Source organism: Methanosarcina sp. UBA411, from assembly GCF_002495725.1.
Taxonomy (GTDB): Archaea; Halobacteriota; Methanosarcinia; order Methanosarcinales; family Methanosarcinaceae; genus Methanosarcina.
Map to the genome: position 1 here is coordinate 23,429 of NZ_DAGK01000011.1, position 16,406 is coordinate 39,834.

Annotated in this window: 10 protein-coding genes; 1 reads left to right on the forward strand and 9 read right to left on the reverse strand. The window is 38.7% G+C overall.

Going from position 1 to position 16,406, the window contains the following annotated elements; all coding sequences use genetic code 11:
- The first annotated feature begins 307 nt into the window (after positions 1-307).
- Positions 308-823: a hypothetical protein gene (locus BP861_RS03595; protein WP_292372660.1), complete on the forward strand. Its 516-nt coding sequence runs from the start codon at positions 308-310 to the stop codon at positions 821-823.
- Here the strand turns inward: BP861_RS03595 and BP861_RS03600 are convergent.
- The 9 genes from BP861_RS03600 to tatC form a co-directional block, all read right to left on the reverse strand.
- Entirely contained in the window at positions 816-1,814 is a 999-nt protein-coding gene (locus BP861_RS03600; protein ID WP_292372674.1) for a hypothetical protein, read from the reverse strand. The two genes, BP861_RS03595 and BP861_RS03600, sit on opposite strands and share 8 nt — an antisense overlap.
- Positions 1,815-2,530: 716 nt before the next feature.
- The gene (locus BP861_RS03605) at positions 2,531-4,750 is read right to left on the reverse strand and encodes a hypothetical protein (RefSeq protein ID WP_292372676.1); all 2,220 of its coding nucleotides are present in this window, start codon (positions 4,748-4,750) and stop codon (positions 2,531-2,533) included.
- A 142-nt stretch (positions 4,751-4,892) separates the two neighbouring features.
- Positions 4,893-4,952: a hypothetical protein gene (locus BP861_RS15985; protein ID WP_349680992.1), complete on the reverse strand. Its 60-nt coding sequence runs from the start codon at positions 4,950-4,952 to the stop codon at positions 4,893-4,895.
- A 95-nt stretch (positions 4,953-5,047) separates the two neighbouring features.
- The gene (locus BP861_RS03610; RefSeq protein ID WP_292372678.1) at positions 5,048-5,941 is read right to left on the reverse strand and encodes a lysylphosphatidylglycerol synthase transmembrane domain-containing protein; all 894 of its coding nucleotides are present in this window, start codon (positions 5,939-5,941) and stop codon (positions 5,048-5,050) included.
- Positions 5,919-6,860 (reverse strand): glycosyltransferase family 2 protein, encoded by a 942-nt coding sequence (locus BP861_RS03615; protein ID WP_292372680.1) that lies wholly within the window; start codon positions 6,858-6,860, stop codon positions 5,919-5,921. Before BP861_RS03615 ends, BP861_RS03610 begins: the two co-directional genes overlap by 23 nt.
- A gap of 536 nt (positions 6,861-7,396) precedes the next feature.
- Entirely contained in the window at positions 7,397-13,054 is a 5,658-nt protein-coding gene (locus tag BP861_RS03620; RefSeq protein ID WP_292372682.1) for a DUF3320 domain-containing protein, read from the reverse strand.
- A gap of 495 nt (positions 13,055-13,549) precedes the next feature.
- Complete coding sequence (locus BP861_RS03625; RefSeq protein ID WP_292372684.1) at positions 13,550-14,500, reverse strand: DMT family transporter; 951 nt, start codon at positions 14,498-14,500, stop codon at positions 13,550-13,552.
- 151 nt (positions 14,501-14,651) lie between these two features.
- A complete protein-coding gene (locus BP861_RS03630) occupies positions 14,652-14,813 on the reverse strand; it encodes a hypothetical protein (protein ID WP_292372686.1) in 162 nt (53 codons plus the stop codon).
- Between the two features lie 75 nt (positions 14,814-14,888).
- The gene (tatC, locus tag BP861_RS03635) at positions 14,889-15,674 is read right to left on the reverse strand and encodes a Sec-independent protein translocase TatC (protein WP_292372688.1); all 786 of its coding nucleotides are present in this window, start codon (positions 15,672-15,674) and stop codon (positions 14,889-14,891) included.
- Positions 15,675-16,406 lie beyond the last annotated feature (732 nt).

A 16,406-nucleotide genomic window follows, 5' to 3' on the forward strand; every position in this document is an offset into this window, starting at 1 on the left:
ATACATAGGTTTTTAGGCTAAAATCTGAACGTAACTTCGATTTCTAGCTGGATTTTTACGGATAAAAGCTCTCGAAGGGTATGTTAATATTCAGGTTTAAATAAAACCTGAATTATGAACATTCTCTATAAAGGTTCGTATTTTGAGGTATTTTTGGAGTTTTTGACAGGAAAAACTGATTATTTCCTGCTAAAATCCGAACGTTGTATACGAAAAGGTTCGTATATCAATACATCCAGCTTAATATAATATTAATTTTTCAAATAAATTAACAAAACTTATATTGAGAAAAATTATTGCATAAAACATGGATGTAAACCTGTTGGGGTTTGTAAAATTTGCAATTCCAATTTCATTAGAGCAAGCAATACAAATAATTTCAATAGTCGTTCAATTTTTAGCAATAGTCGCATCTGGATTATATGTTGGGTGGCAGATCAAAGGTGCAAAACAGAGTGAAATAGATTTTAGGGTACACGAGCAACGTAAGGAACAATATTCTAAATTAATAGATTTATTAAAAGATGTGCTTGTATCAGTAAAAGATAATAAAATATACGAGATCAACGCTACTGAGTGGATTAATGTCCAAATGGGAATGTCAATGTATGCTTCTGGCAAAGTTCTAAAGGCATATATCAATCTGCTTAAGTCATCACAAGAGAACAAAGATTCATCAATAATAAATAGGCAGATTGGAGATTTGATTTTACAGATGAGAAAGGAAGTAGGTCTCGAGGATAGCAATCTAACAAGCCGAGATGTTCTAAGTACATTTGTAAATGATATAAATGATCCAAAATATGATCAATATTTTAAATAGACCCTAATTCATTAATTATTTTGATAATCTTTTCCACATTATATATAGCTTCAACTACATCTTTACGATAAAATTTTTTAGCGTTGTTGTGAATTACATTATTTCGATTAGTATATGCCCTACTGACAGAATCGAGAACTGTATTTATTGATTCATCCATTTTTAATTTTCCAATATAAAATAATGAAAATCTTAGCAAGTCCATCAAGCTTACCGGTTTAAAAATCCCATCTAAGTCTAATATTTTACTAGAGTCTTCGAAGACTAAAGGAGATTTTTTCCGCAGATAAGCTCTTAATGTAGCTTCGAGTGATATGAATAGTTCAATATATACTAAGTTAAAACGATACTCTGTAAAATGGACTTTTGCCATCTCTAAATATTTCCTTTCTATTACAATTTTGTCAGTTGAACTTTCAGAAACAATCTCTACGTTGTTAAACTCTTCTGGAGAACTTCTATAACCCAAGGTACCATACATCTCCAATGAGACTTTATCTGAATCACTACAAATATCTAGCAGTGTCCGGATTTCTCGAAGAAGCACATAATTACCAAGTTCAAAATCTTCAATACTTGGGGATGTTTCCTCGTTCTCATCGTCCTCTTCCTTACTCTCAGAGTCAATATTACATATTTCAAAAGGATTTAAAAAATTTGGGTCCATTAAACTGCGCCATCGATATTTATCAGCACATATATCAAAAATAGATATTTCAACTTCGGGCAAAGGAATACCTGTTATTTCAGAAATAACATTATCTAAATCATTTAGTGTGAAATGAAGCTCTTCAAATCTACTTTTTACTTCAGATACAGTTGTTTGGTAAATGCACCAATAAAATGTCTCTCCATTTCTTTTATCTTCTTCTATCTTCTTGTCCCCAGGCTTAAAAATAAAATTAATAATAGGATCGTTTACCGGTGGTAACTCATATTTCCAAGCAAGTACCTGATATGTTCCTATATGTAATGTACTGAAGTCACCCATTTTTATCCTTCATATATTTTTGTGATCTAACGTTTACTAAAATTAATTGCTCACTGTATTTTTATTATTTATGCATAAGTACTGAGTAGTATAGAGGAGTTTCTTTTAAATTAAAGATAAATCTAGATATTTGTGTAAAACTTGATTCTTAGGGTGTAGAGTTTTTTATATGATGGATATCGCCAACATTTCCGACAAAATACCCATCAAGCCTGCAATTCTTTAATATAATATTAAATTTTATAAAATTTAAAACTATGATTATTTTTCGAGATCAGAAGTCGTATAAAAAAGTGCCTATGTGTTTCTTGGTATTTTTTCGCATTTGATAGGGGATTAATCGAAGGAAACAAGTATATTCTTAGATTCTATGGAATAATCAAGAAAACAAACACATAGGCAATTGTGGAAAAATCAGCCTGAAAATGGTAATTTTCACTATAATAATCAGACAATAAAATAGAAATTACATTTTTAGTATTACGGTTTTTAGCAAAGTTATGTCAGTCCTGCATACAAGAGGTATCTCATAATTTTTCAGAAATCTGTAACTTTTTGAATATCCATAGGTTGCTATCAAACTTATGATAAACTACGAAGCAAATTTACAGAAAAATCAGTACACTACCTCTCATAGAAATGCAGGACTGGAAGGCCACACCCCTTATCTCCCGTATATTTTAAGTTTCTTAATCACTCAGAGCTCTATCTGATAGTTATTCTCTTGATGATAACTTTGCAGGCGAATCAATTAACCGAACTCCTTGAATTGCTATACTTAACTCCCTTGTATTGTTATTCTTTAGTTCCGGAAAGTCACATGGTCTTTCGGTGCCTTCAGGTACATTTAAAAGAATAGCATTCTTTCCCTTTTTTAAGGTGATTGGGATATTTACCGTGCTTAAATTAGTGCTGATAGTTTGTTTACTCTGGAGAGTTTTGCCGTTATAAACCCCCAGTGTTTTTGGAGAATGTAGACTGCATGCCTGGAGTTTTAATGTCGCATTTTCAGTATCGTCTGAATAGACCGATAATGTAGCATTGTTTGAGATCAGGCGGGTTGATGTGCCGTCCCAGTTCTCCTTAAGATTCCATCCGTCCCCTAAAAGCATAAAGGGACGAATAGTTTCATCTGGAACACGGTAAACAATAAGCCCATCCTCAGCATACAATTTCGGTTCAGTTTTAAGGGTCTCTTCCAGTAAATCGTTTACAAACTCTAGCTGCTCACTGGATAACTGATTTTTATGGATGATAACATATCTTATATTATAGGTGTTCAAGACTGACGTGCCTATATCAGTAATGTCTTGCTGTAAAATATCTTCAGTTTGTAGGGAATAATATTTCAGTTCTTTAATAAGAGGGGTTTCGCTCTGAAATTTATTTATATTGGGCGGATACCTTGCTGCATATCCGCCGACAAGGGATTTGTTATGGACGGTTTGATAGTACAAATACTGAAAATCCATGTATCCTGCGTTAGAATCTTGCGGAATTTCGAGCATTGCATAGTTATCAGTATCATTACTAATTTCATAATAAAAATCAGGAACATTTACCTGTGCGGTCGGATATGGAATAGATAAGTATTCAAAAATCAGCAGGAAACCAACTATTGTAAAGATAAGCTTTTTTCTATCGGGCTTATACTTAAGTAATTCCGAAAAACCGTATCCTGCGAGAACAGAGTATCCAAGGGTTGCAATAACAAAAAACCTGCCAACTGTCCTGCAGTTTTTCAGGAAGGGAACCGTATTGTATAGTATCTCATATGGAAGCGGGATTTCCAGATTGAAGTTCGTGAAAGAAAATGCGCCGTTAAAGTGTAATATGGGTCCTAAGCTAATTATTGTAAAGAAAAATGCAGATATTAACCAGAACTTTATGTCAGGCTTTCTCTTTGATTTAAGGAATGCAAGGGCTGAAAGCCCCAGAACAGTATATCCTATAAAGTTCACTCTTTCAGCAGGCCAGCTCGGTATATTCGAATATAAGTCTGATGTAAACTGACCAAATAACGGATGTAAATGAGACGGCAGGAAAAAGCTCATCAAATCGTTTGATAATTTGGGAATCTCAGCCATGCTTGGCTTTAAGAAGTTTTGATTTGAAAGAGCAATAAGTATTTCATTGATGGTCAAAGGCAGTACTCCGAGAAAAGCGACCCCGCCAAAAATGAAGTAATTTTTAGCTATCTTTTTCACTAAAAGAGTGAAGTTTTTCTCGGCCCTGAAAGTCAGGTAAAAATCGTATAAAAATACTAGCCCTGCAAAGATCCCCATAAAGACCAGATACTGCAGGTCGCTCATTGTCACCAGAATAAAAAAGATTCCTGCTAGGATCGGATTCTTGATTCCTTCTTCTTTAATGGTTTTCATGAGATACAGCGCACAAAAGGGTATCCACTGAACTGTCGCTGCTCCGAAAAAGTATAGTCCTCTGGAAAAATGGTATGGGGAGAATGCGAATACAAGTCCTGCAAGAAAAGCAGCATATTTATTATCCGTAAGGTACTTTACCAGCAGATACGCACCAATAGCTCCGATTATAAAGGTTAAGAGCCACAATATCGTGTATATGACGTGTAGTTCTAAAAATGGAGAAATCAATACATAGAGCATTTGATTGAAGGCTGATGAAAAGGGCATTGATTCTATGCCGTTTGGATAAAAAAGGAGATGGTCATGCGTAAAAGCCGCTAAGTCTGCTTCCTGTATTGGTATTTTTGTGTACCATAAGATTCTCATCCACTGAAACGAATCCGCTCCCGTTCCAGGAATATCGGTTTTTATCTTAAACAGGACAGGATAAGTAAGAATAATTGTCAAAAGGGTATATGAGATTCCCGCCAGAGAATATTCCCGTAAATTGTAAAAATGCTTATTCTTAAAACCTCGATTTTTTTCCGGGTTAGATGTTTTTCCTGGTTCCACTAAATTGTCTCCCGTTTTTTGAATATTTATTATTCTAGTTTTTTAAAGTAAATTTAATAATATTCTAATAGTAGATAAACTTCAATAGTGAGTGAACGCTAATAATTTATTTTTTGCATAGAACCATAGTCCAGGGAAACAGCTACGAACCTCTTAAAGCTAATTCCGGTTTTTCTAGGTGTTCCAGTACTTTGGCTGCTATAACAAGATCGAAACTGTTTTTTTAAACGAAATTTCATATATGCTCCCTGAATAGCCAGATCCCTTTTTATAAATTCTACCTAAATCCTCGAAATTTCAAGGTTTTTTTCTTAAAGTGAGCATGAATCCAAACACTGCTGGTAGTAATGTAGTCAGGAAATATAGAACTATAGAGCAGGAGAACCCATATGTAGAACTTTCATTTAATAGTTTGAATATTGTAACGCTTACAAATTCTCGAACTCCAAATCCTGATATAGAAATTGGAAAATTGCCCAGAACTACTACTATTGGAAGAGAAAAGGTAAGTAAACTGTTTAATGCGGGATTTAAGGATTTTATGACAATCCAATATACAAATAAATTTAATATGTAATATTCAAGAGTTAGTGCAGAAACAGAAAAAATAGCTTTTTTGTTTCCAGTGATTTCTCTTATCGTTCTAATATAATTTTCTTTGAATTCATCTTTTTTTGAAAATATCCCAATAATAAAAGTTACTATCTTTTCATTTGTGATAACGAATATGCCAGCGATAAAAATCATTATCATAGGCGTCATTAGATAAATTAAATTTCGATCATTAAAGAAGAAAGCTATAGATAGTACACTCAAGACCAGAAGACAGATCATATCTATAATTCTGTCCATTATTACGGTTGGTATGCTTTTGGATCTCTCAGCATCTAAATAAAAAGCTCTTGAAACTTCTCCTGCTCTGCCTGGAGTAAGAGCTCCATAAAAATTACCTATTAAGATTATTTCAAGTGATCGTCTTACTGGGATTTGAACATTTATACAATCAAGCAAAGCCTGCCATTTTCTTGCTTTTATCAGGTACATCAGAGCAATAAAAGGTAATGAGAGAGAAAGCAATGTCAGATCCATTTGGGTAAAGGTCTCGTAGATCGCTCTTAGGTCAAGTTTGGCTATAAGGTAAAGCATTAGCCCCAAACTGACTGCAGCCTTACCTATCGTTTTCCAGTTCATAGCTATCGTACTTTATAATATAATCGTCGTTATTTCTGGAGTTTGTGATCAGTTCTCCTATCAGACCAATGGAAATAAACTGAACTCCAATTACCATGAGTAATATGCTCAACATTAGCAGAGGCCTGTCTCCTATCCTGATGCCTTTGATCCAGAGAGAGACCTGGTGCAGGCTTATGACTATTGCTGAGAATATCAGTAAGAAGCCTATACCTCCAAAGATGTGAAGAGGTCTTTTCTTGTATATATTCAAAAATGTGACTGTAATCAAATCCAGAAAGCCTTTAAAAAGCCTTTCAACCCCATATTTAGATACTCCATGAACTCTGGGATGGTGTTCAACTTCGATTTCTCCAACAGTATATCCTTTCCAGTGAGCTAGAGCTGGAATATAGCGATGGAATTCTCCATATAATTTTATATTCTTTACAACATAATTTCTATAACCTTTGAATCCACAGTTAAAGTCATGAATTTTGACTCCTGTGATAAACCGGGTCAACGCATTGAAGAATTTTGAGGGAATAGTCTTTGAAACAGGGTCCTGTCTTTTACTCTTCCAGCCTGAAACCACGTCATATTCTTCTAGTTTCTCAAGAAATCTTGGTATTTCTTTGGGATCATCCTGCAGATCGCCGTCCATAGTAATAACAATATTTCCTTTTGATTTCCTGAACCCGCATGAGAGCGCCGCAGCCTTTCCATAGTTCCTCTGGAACCTCATAAGCTTGACTGTGCTATCTTTGATTGCCTGTAATTTCTTAAAAGTATCATCTATAGATCCGTCATCTACGAAAATGATCTCATATTTTTTCCCCAGCCGGGAGAGAACTCTATGCAATTCATCATATAATTCCTCTACATTTTCTCCTTCATCACAAACTGGGATTACGATTGAGAGATCCAGTTTATTGGACATTACCGTTTTCTCCTAAACAGTGCTTCAGCTTATCTGTAAAATTACGATTTACGGAAGTTCTGAAACCAAGTTTATACTCATCAAGTCTAATTTAGACCCTGTTTCAATAATAGAGGAAGATTTGACTGAAATTGACAGCAAATTGAAACAAAGCTCTTTACATAATATTTTTAAGCAATATTTTTAGCCACATAGAAGTTTTTACAAAACTAATTTCTGTGAGCTTCAAATTAATTCTTTATTTCTCTCGGATTTTTTGTTCTACAAAATAAACCTAAATAAAGCTTACTGGCGGGGATCACAAGCTTCAATTTTCAGCAAAAACTTCTCCACGAATTTATCTACAAAACAATAAAATTACTCTTATATAAAAATTAGGATTTAACAATGAAAAATCAAAAATAGCAAGTCTAAATAGAGAATAACAAGAAAATAACAAGAAAATAACAAGAAAATAACATAGAAACTAAAAATAAGGAATAAGATTTTTACGAAAAAATAGCTTTTAGAAAATCCTATTTTCTGAAAAACCTCTCTCACTCAACAAAATAAATCATTTCATTAGGCAGGAGAGTCAGTTCCTTATTCTCTATTCCTGCCTGTATAAGTTTTTCAATTCTTTCCCAGGTATTTTTGCGTGTACTTTTTATCCCGAGTACTCTTGAGGTTTGGACAATAAGATCTTCAAGAGGGGTTGAATACTGGCTGTTCAGGACAAAACGAATAGCTTCTTTTATTTCCTCATCACAGATCCACTCAATTTTTGCAGAAGTGTCTCCATCATGCCTGCGCAGGAGACAGGTAGGTTCCGAAACTGGCCAGTAGAATTCTCCTTTGACCCGGATTTTTTCGGAACTTTCGGCAAGAACTGCAATATCAATTATCTTCTGCTTGATTTTCCAGAGCATTCGGGGAATTCCTGCATGTAATTTCATTCGCTGTAAAAGGAGTTGCACATGAATGGGGCCTTCAACTGCGATGATCCGTATAATTGCCTCCTCAAGCTGCTTATCTGAAACCTCCGAAAGATCGCTTGATTGCGGAAGTCCTGAGGAAAGGCAGGCCTGGTAAAGAGGTACGGCAGTCTCGAAAGAATCGGTCTTTCCGGACAGATTTTCAGGCTCTTTTCGTGGAATTTCTGGATCAGATTTTTTTTGCGGAATGTCTGGTGTTTCAACATTTCTTGATCCGGTGTTATATGCTCTGAATTTTAAGGAGCTTTCAGTATCGGATCCCTTAGGAAATTTCCTTATTTTTTCAACTGGGGTTGAAAGAGGTCTCTTAGGGGTTCTAGTTTCAGCCTTAGATGTATCTTCGAGAGTGGGCTCAATTAGCTGAACCTGAGCTCTCTGTTTTGTGTCAGGCTTAATTACAGGTTCGGCTTCGGTCTCGATTTGAGTTTCCGAATCCCATATACCTGTATAACTGTCGCCTTCGTCTGCATAGTTGTCTTCCTCGGATTCAGACTCGGATTCGAAATAGCCACCTGAACCGTAGATATATTCAAACTCATTAATTCGCTTGCGCTTTTTTTTCTTTTCAGGGCCTGCACTGAAATCAATCTCAGGATAAGCCTGGAAAAAACTAACTTTCTCAGGCTCTGGCTCAGGTATGAGTCGGGTTTCGCCTTCATTAGAACGGGGATCTACGCTGAATTTAAGGACTTTTGATTTTTTTGACCTTCTTACAGGCTTCTTGCGGGAGTTTTCGTCAGCAACTAAAGCCATCGATCTGGCTCTTGTATCCATTTCTGGCAGGAAATCCATGCTTGAAGGATCTGTAAGTCCTTCTTCTAGTTTAAAAAATGAGCCTGAATAGGACTCTTCAGCTTCGGCTTCAAAGGAGGTCTCTGGAAGAATTTCAGTTTCAAAAGTTTCCGGAAGGGAGGATCTGTTATAAAATCGAGTTTCAAGTTCATCTCCTCCTTCACTCGCCACACTCACTGCAGGCAAAACAGGAACTGCGAATAAACCCGAATTAGCAGGGGAATTAGAAAACTGTCCTGAAGGACTTTTCTTTACGGGTTCAGCCCAGGCAGAAGGCTTGTTAATCTTCGGAACCTCGAGCTCGATTTCAGATTTTGCTTTGACTTTTGCCTGTTTTATAGCCTCCTTCACAGCTTCAAGTAGCTTTTCCCTACTCTCTTTTGGATGTAGGTACCAATCCGTTGACCAGACCCGGTAGATTTTCCAGCCAAGTCCTTTGAGCACCTGCTGGCGTAGGCGGTCACGGTCTCGTGCAACATGCAGGGAATAATAGCTTGCTCCATCACACTCGATTCCAAGAATATATTGTCCTGGATGGGCGGGGTTGGGGACTGCAAGATCAAGCCTGTATCCGGCACAGCCGATCTGCCTGTGGACTTCACAGCCGTTTTCTGCCAGGAAATCGGAGATCGCCTCTTCAAAAGGCGAATCAACGGCCCCTCTGCTGTTTACATGTAAGGAAAGCCTGCCAGTCTCTGCAAATTCAAGGAAGATTTTGAGGGCCCGAAGCCCGAATGGTGTATTTTCCTCCAGATTTAAGTCTCTTGAGGTAAAATTCGCAAAAACGACACATTTTTCCCGGGCTCGCGTAATGAGAACATTCAGGCGTCTTTCCCCTCCCTCACGATTTAGAGGACCGAAGTTAAGGGAGAGTTTTTGGTTGCCGTCAAAGCCGAAACCTACACTCAGCAGTATAACATCCCTCTCATCACCTTGGATAGTCTCTAGATTTTTAACAAAAAAGTGCTCACCTTTTCCGTTCCCAGAATTGAGGTCAAAAACCGGATTTACTTTAATCAAAGCCTCGATTTCTTCCTGGATAGCTTCCTGCTGTTTAATATTGAATGTCCCGACCCCAAGGCTTTTATCGGGATACCTGCTGAAGTGTTCGAAAACTGTCCTTGCAACAGCTCTTGCTTCTACTCGATTGGCTCCACTTTTTCCCCTTTCATAAACCGCTTCCGGAAGATGCACGAATTTCAGCCCGAGTTTTTCGTCTTTTTGCATGGGGGAGGGATAAAAATAGAGGCGATTATCATAAAATTCCTGGTTTGAGATTGCAATTAGGGACTCGTGCCTGCTCCTGTAGTGCCAGCGCAGAGTCTTTACCGGAAAACTGTGTTTGCACACATTCAGGATACTTTCCATATCTCCTGCAGTAACGGAATAATCGGGCTCTCTCTCCGGAGAGTCGAGTACGCTATCGAAGAAATCAGTAGGAGGAAGCTGCTTGGAGTCCCCCATTACTACTACCTGATTTCCGCGAAGGAGAGCGCCAACTGCATCCTCGGGTCTGACCTGGCTAGCTTCGTCAAAAATAATAACATCAAAACGGGTGCTTCTTGGATCAAGGTACTGGGCAATAGAAAGCGGGCTCATCAGGAAACAGGGCTTGATTTTCTGGATCAGCCCGCCTGCTTTCTTCATTAGGGTACGGATCGGCATATGCCCTCTTTTTCTGTTGAATTCGTTAAGCAGAATGCCCACTTCTGAGGCTCTTGACGCGCCTGAAGCCAATTTAGGGGTTTCCTCATAAGCCGAACATGTGATCCTGTTCCTGTTTTCCATCAGGACCTTTTTGTCAAGTTCCCTGAACTTTTCAATCTTGCCTTCATGGAGTTCCCGGATGAAAGCTGAAAGTGCAGGCCTTTCCCTGAAGGTACGATTCAGGAGAATCTCAGCATAGTTGCCTTCAAAAGCAGGGATCGCGTCACAAACCGCGATTTTTCCAGATTCAAGGTCTTCCATTATCAGGGCTGCCTTTGTTTCCAGACAGGCTTGCCTGTATCCGAGATACTGGCTCCATAATACCAGGGATGAAGTCTCGTTTTTCCAGTTGGTTACACGGGCTTTTAACGAATTTAGCTTTGCGACTTCCAGGCCGTCTGCGAACATTTTCCCGAAATCTGCACCTATGCGAGCTCCAACTTTCTCAAGCGCCTCCAGAAATTCTTGCTTTGCAGCCAGTACACGGCTGATCGAGGATTCAAGGGCCGGGCCGTCAATTCCAGATCCTATAAGCCTGAAACTCCTTTCTGTAAGAGTGCCCTCTTTCAGGTATTTTCGGAAGAGTATTATCTGTTGGCTGCACTCTTCAAGAAGGGAAGGATCGCTTTCCAAGTCTTTCCAGTAATCCCCAAAGTACTTTTTGCCTTTTGCACCCGAACTTTCAAGTTCCAGTCTGAGGGCTTTATATTCGGAAAGGTAGGCCAGGTCAAGCAAGATTTTACTGTCCCTTAAAGGCACTCGTGAGATATAGCAGGCTGAAATCTCCTTTTTGAGCTTCCTGTATTTAGGGTTTAAAAATTTAAGGAAATTGCTGGAAAGATCCTCAAATTTAGTGGTATCAAGGTCAAAGACCACAGGGCGAAAAGTTTTTTCCGCAAAAGTTTTGAGCTCGATGTATCGTCTGAGTTTTGAAACCAGAGCATCGGATTCGGTTTTTGAGTTTTCAGATTCCCATTCAGAATTCTGAAGCATTTTTTCAGGCAGGTGTTTTGAGTTCCCAAGAAATTTTGCGACATTGATTACGGTTGTAATTCCCTCAGGAGTTGCGGGCTTTGAGGTTGCAGAAAGGTCATTAAGATTTTTTATGGCGCTTTCCAGGTAATCAAAAGCCGTAGCGCATTCATCTGTAAGGGATTCGATTTCCCCTAAGTCCGAAGGAAGTACAAGCCCTGGATCGCAGCCGTACCAGGGATTTTTTCGGACCGCCCCAAGAAAAGGAAGGATCTGACCAAGTTTTTCCAGAACAGCCACTGCATCGGTCCAGGCTTCAGGGTCCCAGGTTTCAGGCTCCTGAAATTTGTAAGCAGGCATTTTCAGGCCTTTTGATTCAAAATAAGCCCTTGTATTTTCCCTTATACCGTAAAGGGTATAGAGGCTTGGGTAGAGTTTTCCAGCAGGTTCCCCAAGGGACAGGGCATACTGATTTAGCTCATGTTTTAGTTTTTCGAGTTCATTGATATCCCTGTCAGGGCGTATAGGCGCAGGTGCTTCGCGATTCAGGGTTTTTTGCAGTTCTTCAAGCACGGCTTTTCTGCGGGTCTGGTTGCTGTGGATTTCCAGGCAGAGCTCTCCCAGGCCTGCCGAATCCAGCCTGCTTTTTACAACCTGAAGAGCAGCCATTTTTTCGCTCACAAAAAGTACGCTTTTTCCCTGAGCAATAAGTTCCGCAATAGTATTTGCAATCGTCTGGGACTTGCCAGTTCCAGGCGGGCCCTCAACAACAAGGTTTTTTCCGGCTTTCACATCTTCAATGACTGCGATCTGGGAAGAGTCGGCATCCATTATCTGGTAAGTATCTTTTGCTGAAAGTTTCAGGTCAACCTCTTCTTCCAGGAAACCGGAAACCTCACATTGAGGGCCTTCAGGGTTAAAGACTTTCTGAACCAGGGGATGGTCTGCAGGAGACATGTCTTCAGGCCAGGTTGCAGGGTCAAGATCCTTATACATGACAAATTTTTTGAAGTTAAAAAGGTCAAGGCAGATATCAGGTAAAAGCTTCCAGTCCTTCTTCCCATGAATTTCTCTGGATACAGCCCTGAAATATTCTTCAATTCCTGCAGCTTCCTCAGGCATTTCATATTCGGGAAGCATGATCCCGAATTCTTTCATTTTAGCCTGAAGGGTAATCGAGGTAAAAATCTCGTCTCCTGTCCACTGGATACTGAAAATCCTGCCTTTTCCTATGCGTTTGAGTTCGACAGGGATAAGGAGAAGGGGTGCTTTCAGATTTTTTACGGCCGATCGGTTATCACTCCACTGTAGAAAGCCAAGAGCAAGGTAGAGCACAGGATATCCCTGTTCTTCAAATATGGAGTTTGCCTGATTAAAGACATAAAAGAGCTTTTTATTAAGGGTCTCGCTGTCATCCTGAGTTTCTAGGAACTGCTCGGAGCGGGAAGGCTGGGGTTTGTCTTCGGAGACCAGGATTTTTCCTATTGTTTTCAAAAGCCGGTTTTCCTTTTCCGAAGCTTCGCCTTCCTCTCCATTTCCAGTTTTCCTGCCTTTTCTTAACTGGGCTGTTGCCCTGAACCTCATTGATTTTTCCTGGAGAACAAAGAGCTCGTAAATTTCCTCTGGCTTCCAGCCTGTGATCGAGATAGTCCTTTTCTGGGAAGGGCGGTAATTGAGAAGGTTATTTCTAAGGGACAGATCAAGTAAATTCTGCCTCAGGGCTTCCAATTCCTTAACTACGTCTACCATAAGAATACCAGGCCCTTTTGAAACAATCAGTTAAATATATTTAAGATTGATAGAATAAAACATGTGCTAATAAATTTTATCCTGTTTGCCCGGAAACAGAGCTATAATTAGAAAAAAATAAAATCCGGATTGCGAGGAGCTCCTTTAAGAATAATATACTTAAGAATAATACATTTGAGAATATTTTCTTTGTTATATCTGAGAACTATTTCCCTACTATTAGAGCTTTTCTAAAAATTACGATTATTCGTATTTTCGTTATACTTCAGCCCTCTTGAGTGCAAACATCTAGTCAGTTTATTATACCACTACTAGAGGTTTTAGGTCATGCCTATTCTCAAAAGGTTTGCTTTGCGCCGGTTACGCCGTCGCTAGGAGTTGGAGATAAGGCTCTCAAGCTCAAACGCAACCTTTACGTCGGTTGACCACACCACTGCTTGGGGATTTTCGAGCAAGCTTTTTCAAAAAAAGCTTACTGGACTCGATCTATTCAAATTACTTTTCCCAGCATTCAGCAAGCTCAGGACCTGCAGGCAGTTTTTCCCTGAAAACAGGTTCGTTTTCGGTTTTGCTTTCCTCCTCCAGGCTTGCCAGGAGAGAGCTGGAAAGAATAAGGACACAGCCAAGCAGGGTTTCAGCGGATATAGGGTCTTTTAAGAGTAGGTAAGCGAAAAAAATCGTACTTACAGGTTCAAGCAGGGAAAGTATGCTTGCATTCTGGGCTTTGACGTGCAAAAGCCCTGTAAAGTAAAGAATCGAACCCACTGAAGTGATTGTTACCCCTAGAAAGAGGAGAACAGGCAGGTTCTCAACAAGAGCAGTTACTGAGGCCTGTTTTACAAAAGGAAGTAATAATACAAGCGTTACGAAGGTTGAGATAAAAAGTTGTTCTAAACCTGAATACTCGTTCCTGAGATAACGAGAAGTGATAGTAACGCAGGCGTAAAAAAGGCCTGAAAAAAGGCCCATAAGCACCCCAGCAAGATATTCTGGCTCAATTCCCGATCCAGAAACAAGGTTTTCAGGGCCGATCACAATTACTACACCCGCAAGAGAGAGAATCAAGGCAAGAAGGCTCTTTTTGTTATGTTTCTCCTTCAGGAAGATAGGGGCGAGCAGCAAAACGTAAAACGGAGCCGTATAAAGCAGAAGTACGGATATTGAGACATTAGTAAAGCTCACAGCCATGTAATAAGAGACCATTGCGCCTGCATTGAGGGCCCCAAGCAGCATCAGGGTTTTTCTTTTTCCCCGGAGCCTGATTCCTGATAGTTTTCCGGTAACTGCCAGATAACCTGCAAGTGCAAGAAGCCCAAAAAGAAGCTGGTAAAACACAACAGCTCCTGCGGACATGTTCTTTACATACATGAAAAAAATTCCTGAAAATCCGTATATGACGGATGCGGCAATTACCTGGATATTTGCTTTTACGTGCTGCGGCTCCATGATCTCTTCAAATAAAGGTTTCTGTTAAATAAGATTATCCTGAGTACATTGAAAGAATTCAGACAGTAGGACTATTAGCAGTCGACATTTTGTGAACGGTAGTCTAAAAAATAGCCAAAAAAACTGTTTTATAAAATTAATTTCGATAATCTTAAGTGCTGTCAAAACCAAATATAAGCTGATAGGCGAGTGCGGAAAAGAATGATGAGAGGCGTGTTTGGGTTGCTTTCTCAACTATCATCATATCACCCCCAAACACGCCTGTATTCAATCTTGAACTTTTATTTCTATTCTTGAATTCTTTTTCTCTCATTCTTAAGTTCTTATTTCTACTCTTTAACTCTTTTTATTTTCCAGTTCTCATTTTCGTTTAAGCTTTTAATTTTCTTTAATTCCTTCTTGTAATCCCGAATGTCGATGCGGAAGTCTCAGGCTTGGGAAGGCTATTCTTAACTCCAAGTATCCGGACAATCACCAGGCTGATCTCAAAGAATATTACCATGGGCACGGCAATCATCATCTGACTGAGCACATCAGCTCCCGGAGTAATGGCAGCTGCAATAATCATAATAAGGACATAAAGGTGCTTTCGATAGGTTACAAGTGTCCTGTATTTTACAAATCCATTTCGGGTAAGGAAGGTGAGCACTATCGGAAGTTCAAAAACCAGGCCGAACATTGCCGTGCCTGAAGCTACGAATGAGATAAATTTGAAGATCGAATAAGTCGCAGTCACCCCTGAACTGGCTGCATCCATATAGAGATACTTGAGGAATATAGGCAGCATGAAAAAATAGGCATACGAAGCCCCAAGGATGAACATGATGACAGCAGAAATACCCAGTACAACAAACTGGCCTTTTCCTATATTAATCGGAACCTGAACTGAATACCGCCTCGAAATTGCCCTGTATATGTAAAATGCAATGAGAGGCAGGGTAATGAGCGTCCCGATTATTATCGAGAGCTTAAGCTCCAGCATCATTACTTCCAGAGGGGAAACATAAACGAGTTTTGCGCCCTCTGGGAGGAGATCTTCTTTCATCCTCTCTATGAGGGGTTCAGTAAACTGGAAAGAGAGAATGATCGCTGTGATAAGGACCCCGGCAATGACAAGTAACTTATTTCGCAGGGTCAGTAGGATTACACTGAGATTTTCAATGGCTTCAGACATATGGAGTACCTATCCGGAAAAGCAAAAGAAAGTTCGATGTCTCATTTAAGGGAACATTAATTCAAAGAGGTGATTTTATCATCAACTTTCCTTTTACCTATTTTGTTTTTTCGCTTTGGGTTTATCCAGTTTTTTTCATGGAATCCTTCAAAGATTTCCTGAAACTTCCAGCCATTCAGGAGAAATTCAGTTGAAGGAAGTCATTAAGTTCAAGTACGGAAACAATGGTGTTCAAGTATCGGGAAATAGAAATTACTTTAATAGATTAATAGCAATGGTTACCTTAATAGATTATATTATTTATAACGAGTATATTATATTAATTATCTGAATCTGATTATACAATTCATCAGATTACATTAATTATCTTAATCAAGCTATCAGTTGTCTTAATTAAGTTCTCAGTTATCTCAACCAGATTATATTAATTATCTTAATTTAGTTCTCTGGTATCATAATTATATTACACAAATTACCTTAGTTAACTTATATTAATTCCGATAACTATATTAATCAAATTATCTTAATCAGGTTATATTAATTATTTTTAATTGGTTATATATACTGATTCAGTGCCATAAATGTTAATCTCTGAAGCTATCAGCACGTAAATATATAGTAGAAAGATATTGTGAAGAAGGATTGTAAAATGGATCGTGAAGATATCTTTTACACCTGAAAATCGGAACATCTCAGAAAGGTTTTAGATTCATACTTAACATACTTTAATAT

Coding starts and splice junctions, on each gene's coding strand:
- BP861_RS03610 (WP_292372678.1), bottom strand. CDS start 5,941: ATGAACTGGAAAACGATAGGTAAGGCTGCAGTCAGTTTGGGGCTAATG.
- BP861_RS03595 (WP_292372660.1), top strand. CDS start 308: ATGGATGTAAACCTGTTGGGGTTTGTAAAATTTGCAATTCCAATTTCA.
- BP861_RS03600 (WP_292372674.1), bottom strand. CDS start 1,814: ATGGGTGACTTCAGTACATTACATATAGGAACATATCAGGTACTTGCT.
- BP861_RS03630 (WP_292372686.1), bottom strand. CDS start 14,813: ATGAGAGAAAAAGAATTCAAGAATAGAAATAAAAGTTCAAGATTGAAT.
- tatC (WP_292372688.1), bottom strand. CDS start 15,674: ATGTCTGAAGCCATTGAAAATCTCAGTGTAATCCTACTGACCCTGCGA.
- BP861_RS03625 (WP_292372684.1), bottom strand. CDS start 14,500: ATGGAGCCGCAGCACGTAAAAGCAAATATCCAGGTAATTGCCGCATCC.
- BP861_RS03620 (WP_292372682.1), bottom strand. CDS start 13,054: ATGGTAGACGTAGTTAAGGAATTGGAAGCCCTGAGGCAGAATTTACTT.
- BP861_RS03615 (WP_292372680.1), bottom strand. CDS start 6,860: ATGTCCAATAAACTGGATCTCTCAATCGTAATCCCAGTTTGTGATGAA.